The 2261-nt window shown below is 37.1% G+C and carries 1 protein-coding gene; it reads right to left on the bottom strand.

Annotation, left to right across the window (positions count from 1 at the left end; genetic code table 11):
• Positions 1-2226 (bottom strand): MG2 domain-containing protein (locus GSY74_RS10545; RefSeq protein ID WP_164665085.1); only part of this gene is annotated, 2226 nt, incomplete at its 3' end.
• Positions 2227-2261: the final 35 nt, after the last annotated feature.

Raw genomic sequence — 2261 nt, 5'->3', positions numbered from 1 at the left:
ATCATCCATAATAGTTGCCCCCAACATAAGTTCAAGAATAGATGGTACTCTCTGCCCTATATCTGTTGGCAAAATAACAGCTACTTTACCTTTCTCATCTAGTCTAATATCTTGACTATCTTTTAGATATGTTTGAGTATTTTTTAGAGAGATATTTCTGTTTGTAAAGCTATAGTTTTTATATTTTTTATCTTTGAAATCTGCCAACCTACTATCCAATGTCACCTTCCCACTCAACCCAGAAGCTGGTGTCCCAAATAGATAATTACTGCTGATATTTGCCTCTATCAGTTCACCCGCTTGGTATGCCTCTTTGGTAGTTGAGATATGGTTTTCGATTTTAGGAGGCATAAAGGCTTCAACTTTGAGAAGTTTTCTCCCTATTTGGGTATCTCCTATAGAGGCGATAAGTTCATAGTTACCTGTTCTGTCGTCACTGTCAAGCTGATGGTTGAAATCTATAAGTCCATACTCATCTGTATGGTAAACTCTCTCTTGGACTACTCTTCCATACTGCTCTTTTAGAATTACTTTAATAGGTAGCTTTGAGGCAGAGATGAAGTCTCTATCTTTGATTGTGATTAGAGCATTGACCTTCTCAGCAGGACGGACTAGTTTGCTCTGGAAGTAGATATGAGCTTTGAACCGTTCAGCTGTTTTTAGTATATCCCGAGGAGTAGGCGAAGAGATGGTACGGTTTAGTGCCAAGAAGTTTTGGTTGTTCTCTGTTTTGACTATCACCCCTTTAGGATTTTTCTCTAATAGATTCTCTCTATTGATAACAGCCACCCCATTGACATCTGTTCTAGCTTTTCCTAAAAGTTCATTGTTCTCTCCATATATCTCAACCTCAGCAGAGAGTACGGGTTTTGCAGAGTTAAGGGTAAGCACGGTTACAAATGCTTGTTCTTTTGATAGGTTGACAGAGATTCCTAGATTTGACAAAAAGAGAATTCTACTACTGCTCTTCTCCTCTTCACCACTGGTATAGCGAAGCGTGATATTGTATACTCCATATGGAAGCTCCTTTGCAATATCAGAGAGCAAAAACTTCTGTTTAGTAATCTCATTTCGCTGATTGTTAAGTATAAGCTTTTTACTAAAAATCTCTTTAGTATATTTATAAATCTTATTTTTCTTGGCAGAGGAGAAGTTCATAAAATAACGCAAGTTATCATCCAATATTCTCTCAACGATAAGCGTGGCAGAGTCTATGTTGACCGAGTTAAACCCAAGCTCACCAGCATTGGAGATATATGGTTTCTCATCTTCAAAGATAACAGTTTTGGCTCTATCTTCTGTCTTTAGAGTATATTGTTTATCTTCTTTGAGTTCGTGGTAGTTTCGTAGACCCTTTTTGAGTGTCACACTGTAACTACTATTTGGTTGAAACTCAGAGCTAATCACATCGGTGTAGTAGTAAACCTCACCAGAGAGATTAAAATCCTCTCTTGTCTCACTGTTGATATAGTTATCTTTGTCTAACCTAAAATTCTCTATACCCTCAATCACTATAGAGTTTTCAGCTCTCCCCTCTAGCGTATCATCCAAAAAGATTCGTAGAGCAAACTCCCCACTATTCAGAGCTACCATCTGTGGCTTGTCCGTGATAACCAGAGGTTTCTTCTCTTTATCTAAGACAACAGGAGTTCTTCCCTCGTTATTAAATATAGCAGAAAAGTTCTCTGTCAATATACCACTATCTACAGTCAACTCTACAGCATGAGTACCAATAGGCTCATTGATTTTGAGAAGTAGAACTCTATCATTGTGTTGTCTGATAGTATAGTTTAGATTAGTGGTAGTTAGTTTATCCTTTTTCTCTAATCTAATGTGATTTTGGGCATCTTTCAGGTCAAGTTTACCACTAAAACTCAATCGTAGAACCCTATCCCTCTTGAAATAGTGATACTCCTTTACAGTTAGTGGCTCCGTAGTAAAACTAAATGAATTCTCTTTATAGCTACAAGAGTAATTAGTGTCACTCTTTAGACTCTCTTTTGGAATGACTTTGAGCTTCTTAGCCGATACCACTCTATATACAGCATTTATCGCTGGTTTACAGGAGAGCAAATCTTTGTGCGTATAGCTTATACTACTGTCAAAAAGTGAACTATTGGTCTCAACACTAAAAGGTATCTCCAGAGGAACAATTTTAGGTGAGGTGTTTAGCATATTTGCAGAGAGGATAGTAGCTAGAAGTATGGGAATGAAAATTTTGAACATGATACAACCGTTTTTGTTTATTTTACCATAATTTT

The sequence above is a fragment of the Sulfurovum sp. bin170 genome (assembly GCF_010892395.1).
GTDB lineage: Bacteria > Campylobacterota > Campylobacteria > Campylobacterales > Sulfurovaceae > UBA1140.
The sequence above is the reverse complement of the archived record's forward strand: the minus strand, read 5'-3'. Positions and strand labels throughout refer to the sequence as shown.